At 69.7% G+C, this 5,821-nt stretch carries 6 protein-coding genes; 3 read left to right on the top strand and 3 right to left on the bottom strand.

Features of this window, described 5'->3' with window-relative positions; genetic code table 11:
- Positions 1-343: type I 3-dehydroquinate dehydratase (locus tag G6016_RS17420; protein ID WP_241730396.1), on the bottom strand; the 343-nt coding region annotated here is incomplete at its 3' end.
- A 37-nt stretch (positions 344-380) separates the two neighbouring features.
- Positions 381-854, bottom strand: a complete 474-nt coding sequence (locus G6016_RS16320; protein ID WP_182633649.1) for a DUF4262 domain-containing protein — start codon at positions 852-854, stop codon at positions 381-383.
- Positions 855-1,043: 189 nt separating this feature from the next.
- On the opposite strand from G6016_RS16320, the gene G6016_RS16315 reads away from it, so the two are divergent.
- The gene (locus G6016_RS16315; RefSeq protein ID WP_182633648.1) at positions 1,044-2,276 is read left to right on the top strand and encodes a patatin-like phospholipase family protein; all 1,233 of its coding nucleotides are present in this window, start codon (positions 1,044-1,046) and stop codon (positions 2,274-2,276) included.
- 100 nt (positions 2,277-2,376) lie between these two features.
- Here G6016_RS16315 and G6016_RS16310 read toward each other — a convergent pair whose 3' ends face one another.
- A complete protein-coding gene (locus G6016_RS16310; protein ID WP_182633647.1) occupies positions 2,377-2,916 on the bottom strand; it encodes a DUF732 domain-containing protein in 540 nt (179 codons plus the stop codon).
- A gap of 203 nt (positions 2,917-3,119) precedes the next feature.
- Between G6016_RS16310 and G6016_RS16305 the strand changes: the two genes are divergently transcribed.
- Positions 3,120-4,676 (top strand): FAD-binding oxidoreductase, encoded by a 1,557-nt coding sequence (locus G6016_RS16305; protein ID WP_182633646.1) that lies wholly within the window; start codon positions 3,120-3,122, stop codon positions 4,674-4,676.
- Positions 4,673-5,821, top strand: a 1,149-nt coding sequence (locus G6016_RS16300) for a class I SAM-dependent methyltransferase (RefSeq protein WP_241730395.1), incomplete at its 3' end; no start/stop codon positions are given. The genes G6016_RS16305 and G6016_RS16300, both read left to right, overlap by 4 nt.

Genomic DNA, 5,821 nt, shown 5'->3' with positions numbered 1-5,821 from the left:
CGCAGGCCAGGCCGGTGGCCGCAACGGCGTCGAGCAACGCGAGGTAGGCCGGTCCGCTGATCTCGGCCGTTCCGCCCTCCGCGGTGGTGCGGAACGTCACCAGGAGCGCGGTGTCCGGCAGGAGCGCCGCCAGTCGCTCCAGGGCTGCGACCGCCGGGGCGGGATCGAGCCCGCTGCCGGCGGTGAACGGCTCGTACAGGTCGACCCGCCACTCGGCGGCCACACCGGCAGGCGCGGCCGCCACAGCGGCGGCATCGAGCTCGAGCCCCGACAGGTCCGAGGCCGTGAGCGGCACGATGATCGTCGGGGAGTTCGCGTCCAGTCGCAGGTGGGGGCGGGGCATGGTTAGACCCTACGACGGCGCCCGCGCCCCGGGTGCGTCAGCTACAGCTCCCGCACGCGCACGGACGCCTGGCCGGGATCAACTCCAACGCCGACACCCCGTCAGGCCGCGTTGCGCGGCCCGCCCCGGCGGTCCGGTAGTAGGAGGCTGCACACCGCAGGGTGCGTGAGGGGCGCCGCACCGGCACGAGTTCCCAGGTGGTGCCGCGGGGGCCCTCGCACAGGAGGTGGCCGGCGTCGAACGTCTCGCCGTCCAGGACCACGGCACCCCACCTGTTGAGTGTCGCCGCCGTTGCTCTGGAGCCGAGACCCCGCAGCAGGAGTTCGGGGTGGCCCCTGTCGGTGAGGCCGATCGTGTACCCGAACTGCTGATCCACCGGCATCGGCGCAGGGCGACAGTCCGCGCAGTCGCAGCCACCGCCGACGTGGACGATGTTGATCCCGTAACGGTCAATGGTGGCGGCGATCTTCAGCATCGTGGGGTCGATGGTGGCCAGCGTGGCGTTGTTCATGGTTGCTCCTTGAGGATTGTCGTGGCACTTCGTGAGGGGCCCGCGGCCCTACATCGAACAGGTGGTCGATGTGGGGAAGACGATAGATGTCGGGTCCGACACGTTCGGCCCGACGAGCCACCCACGGCGCCGCCGCCGGTGCACACTGGAGACGGCTATCGCAGGTCACAACGCAGAAAGGGGCGCCGGATGAGGATTGCGTTGGCGCTGGGTTCGGGCGGCGCGCGCGGCTATGCGCACATCGGGGTGATCCGTGAGCTCGAGGCCCGCGGGCATGAGGTCGTGGGGGTCTCGGGCGCGTCGATGGGCGCGGTGGTGGGGTCGCTGTACGCGTCCGGCAAGCTCGACAATTTCGAGGAATGGGTCCGGGGACTGTCCCAGCGCGACGTCCTGCGACTGCTCGACCCGTCCTTCGCCGGCGGCGGCGCGATCCGCGCCAACAAGATCATGTCGGTGATCGGCGAGATGCTCGACGACATCCGTATCGAGGACATGCAGCTGCCGTTCACGGCGGTGGGCACGGACCTCAAGGCCCGCCGCGAAGTGTGGTTCAACAGTGGCCCCGCGGATGTCGCGGTGCGGGCCTCGTTCGCGATCCCGAGCGTCGTCACCCCCGCGCTGGTCGGCGGGCGACTGATCATCGACGGTGGCGTGACCAACCCGGTGCCGCTCGAACCGCTGGCGCCCGTCGAGAGCGATCTGCTGCTGGCGGTGTCCCTGACCGGCCGCCGCTCCGGGATGCGCGTGTCCACGGTCTTGCAGGGGCAGGACTCCGACGACGGCGCCAAGGGCGATGCCAAGTCCGCGCGCAAGGGCGGCTCGGGCGCGGCCAAGACCACCGCGAAACTCACCGGGCGGATCAAGACCGCGGCCGCCGATGTCCGCGACGCCGACCTGGTGCGACTGATCGCCGCGCGGTGGGGCCAGGGCTACGCCGAGTCCGAGAACGTCCACGCCGACCACGTCGGTGCTGGCCGAGAAAATTCTGACGACGACGACAACGCCACCACCGGCACTCCGGACGCCGCGACGGTGGCGGTCGCTGCGGCGGCCTCCGATGCGGACACGGTGAGCAGCGCAGACTCCGCCACGGTCGCGGCCGCAAACGCTGCCGCAGACGCCGCCGGTGAGCCTTCGGCCGAGGTCGAGGAATCAGTGGCGAGGGGCGAGGCGGAGGTCGAGTCGGACGAACAGGTCGAGGCCACCCTGCCGGGTACGCTGCGGATCTTCGACGTGGTGATCCACTCGATCGAGGTGATGGAGAGCATCATCACGGCGTACCGGATGGCCGGGAACCGCCCGGACGTGATGGTCGAGGTGCCGTCCGACTCGTGCACGGCGTTCGACTTCCACAAGGCCGAGGAGATGATCGCCCTCGGCCGTCGACTCACCGCGGAAGCACTCGACCGGGCCGGGATCTGATGGCTCCCGGCCCGGTCGGGCTCGACTGAGGTGATCGTGCTCGGCTACCCGCCGGCCTGACTCGCCCGGTGGCGGTCAGGCCGGGCTGGAGCCGACCGGATCAGTTGTTCAGCGCGGGCGCGTAGTCGGGGCAGAACGCGCCGACCGCCGCCTCGACCACCGTGGCGCCCTCGTCCTCGGGGGCCTCCGGGTGCGCCTCGTAGTACTTGGCCACCACCTCGTCGGAGCTGTTGCCGTCCTCGAGGTCGCGGCACGCGTCGTGGCCGCGGACGAGGAAGTCGACATCGTCGTGGACGGTCACGCCGTTCGCGCGGAGCGAGTCCAGGTACTCGCGGTCGGCGTCGGGGTGATCGTCGTCGTCATGATCGCCGTGGTCGTGACCCTCGTGATCGTGGTCGTCGTGATCGTCGTGGTCCCCGACATCGCTCACGGCGCTGGTGGCGTCGGCGGCGGCCGAGGCCGCGGCGCTGGTGGCCTCGTCGGCAGCGGAGGCGACGGCACTCGTGGCGGAATCGACCGCCGCATCGGCATCGTCACTGTCGCCGCTGCAGGCGCTCAGGGACAGGGCCAACGCGGCCATTCCCGCTGCGACGGCCAGCGTTCGACGCCGGGACCGGTTGCCGTGGTGAAGGGGTGACATGAAGACTCCTCGAGGGGGTGTGTCCTGCGGAAATCCGCCCGGGCGTGTGCTCGGTGTCGCAGACGCTACGTCACCCCCGGCCGTCGCATGGCCGGAACCAGGCCGCCAGGTGAGAGAAGTGTCACAATCGTGACGTTTCGCGGGCAGGGGGAGGCTGTTCTGATCGGTCACGCTGCCCCGCGACCGACACTAGGCTCGGTCCCATGGGAACTGCCGTGCCTGTCGTTGACCCCCTCGAGGTGGGTATCGCCCGCCACGCGGAAGGGGTGCAACGTCTGATCGATAGCTTCCAGGCCGTGCCGGAGGGAGAACCTGTACGTCTGGCCAAGAAGACGTCCAACCTCTTCCGACCGCGGGCCTCGTCGTCGTCGCCCGGTCTCGATACCACCGGCCTCACGCGCGTCATCTCGGTCGATCCGGACGCCCGCACCGCCGACGTGCAGGGCATGTGCACCTACGAGGACCTGGTCGACGCCACGCTCGCCCACGGCCTCATGCCGTATGTCGTGCCGCAGCTCAAGACCATCACCCTCGGCGGCGCCGTGACCGGGCTGGGTATCGAGTCCACCTCCTTCCGCCTGGGGCTGCCGCACGAGTCCGTGCTCGAGATGGACGTGCTCACCGGCACCGGCGAGATCGTCACCGCGCGTCCCGACGGCACCGCGCGTGAACGCGCCCTGTTCCGCGGCTTCCCCAACTCCTACGGTTCGCTGGGCTACGCGGTGCGGCTGCGCATCGCCCTCGAGCCGGTCAAGCGCTACGTCGAGGTGCGCCACGTGCGTTTCACCTCCATCGCCGCGCTCACCGCGGCGCTCGAGCGGGTCGCCGCGGAGGGGAGGTACGACGACGACAACGCCGTCAGCGGCGCACCGGCGGGCGATGGCGCCGCCCACGGCTCGGACGATTCCGGTGTCGTGGACTTTCTTGACGGCGTGATCTTCTCCGCCGACGAGTCATACCTCTGCCTGGGGCGGCGCACGGATGAGCCCGGTCCCACGTCGGACTACACCGGCGCGACCGACAAGCAGGCCATCTACTACCGGTCGATCCAGCACGGCGGGCCCGAGGGCTCGATCACGCGGGACCGCCTGACCATCCGCGACTACCTGTGGCGCTGGGACACCGACTGGTTCTGGTGCTCGCGCGCGTTCGGCACCCAGAACCCCAGGATCCGCCGGTTCTGGCCGCAGCACCTGCTCCGCTCGTCGGCGTACTGGAAGATCATCGGACTCGATCACCGCTACGACCTGGGCAACAAGATCGGCGCGCTCAAGGGCGAGGGCCCGCGCGAGCGCGTCGTCCAGGACGTCGAGGTGACCATCGACCGCGCCGCCGAGTTCCTCGAATGGTTCCTGCGCGAGGTGCCGATCGAGCCGCTGTGGATCTGCCCGCTGCGGCTGCGCGAGACCACCCCGGCGACCGGGCCGGACGGCGCGCCCGTGCCCGGCCCCAGCGGGGAGCCTGACTCGGTCCGGCCGTGGCCCCTCTACCCGCTGGCCCCCGACACGACCTACGTCAACATCGGATTCTGGTCCTCTGCACCTATAGAGCCCGGCATGGACGTGGGGGCCTGGAATCGGCGCATCGAGGAGAAGATCTCCGGGCTCGGTGGCCACAAGTCCCTGTACTCGGAGGCCTTCTACTCCCGCGAGGAGTTCGCCCAGCTGTACGGCGGCGACCACGCCGCACGACTGAAGTCAGAATTTGATCCCGACGGTCGGTTCGCGACCCTGTACGACAAGGCGGTTGGAGCACGATGACATCGACACGCACCATGCCCACGGGCAAGATGACGATCGGCGAGATCATCGGTGCCTTCGCGACCGGTGAGCCGCCGCTGCGGATCGAGGCCTACGACGGGTCCGCGATCGGTCCCGCCGACAGCGACCTGGTTCTCCGCCTGAAGAGCGAGAAGGCGCTGCAGTACTTCGTCACCGCGCCCGGCGACCTCGGACTCGCGCGCGCCTACCTCATGGGCGAACTCGAGGTCGAGGGCGTGCACCCCGGCGCCCCGCGGAACGTCTTCGGCGCCCTCGAGGTGTTCCGCAAGTTCATGACCCGCACGCCCGACGCGCGGACCCTGCTGCGGATCGCGCGGTCGATCGGGCTCGAGAACGTCACCGTGCCGCCCGTGCCCAAGCAGGAGGTGCCGCCGGCCTGGAAGCGGGTGGCCAGCGGACTGCGGCGCCATTCCAAGGAGCGCGACTCGGAGGTGGTGAGCTACCACTACGACGTGTCGAACCGCTTCTACGAGTGGGTGCTCGGGCCGTCCATGACCTACACGTGCGCCTGCTACCCCGAGCTGGACACCTCGCTCGAGGACGCGCAGGAGAACAAGTACCGGCTGGTGTTCGACAAGCTCGGCCTCAAGGCCGGCGACCGGCTGCTCGACGTGGGTTGCGGGTGGGCCGGGATGGTCCGCTACGCCGCGCGGCGGGGTGTGCGCGTGATCGGCGTGACGCTGTCCAAGGAGCAGGTCGAGTGGGGTCGGGCCGCGATCGAGGCCGAGGGACTCGGCGATCTCGCTGAGGTGCGGCTGCAGGACTACCGCGACGTGCCCGAGCGCGATTTCGACGCGATCTCCTCTATCGGCATCACCGAGCACATCGGCCGCAAGAACTACCAGGCCTATTTCAGCAAGCTGTACAGCTACCTCAAGCCCGGCGGCATCCTGCTCAACCACTGCATTACCCGGCCGGACAACGTGGGCAAGGTCAAGGCCGGTCAGTTCATCGACCGCTACATCTTCCCCGACGGCGAGCTCGCCGGCGCCGGCACCGTGCACCTGGAGGCCGAGAACGCCGGCTTCGAGGTGATCCACGAGGAAAACCTGCGCCAGCACTACGCCATGACCCTGCGCGACTGGTGCGCCAACCTCGTCGAGCACTGGGACCTGGCGGTCGAG

The organism is Dietzia aerolata, assembly GCF_014144865.1.
GTDB lineage: Bacteria > Actinomycetota > Actinomycetes > Mycobacteriales > Mycobacteriaceae > Dietzia > Dietzia aerolata.
The sequence above is the reverse complement of the archived record's forward strand: the minus strand, read 5'-3'. Positions and strand labels throughout refer to the sequence as shown.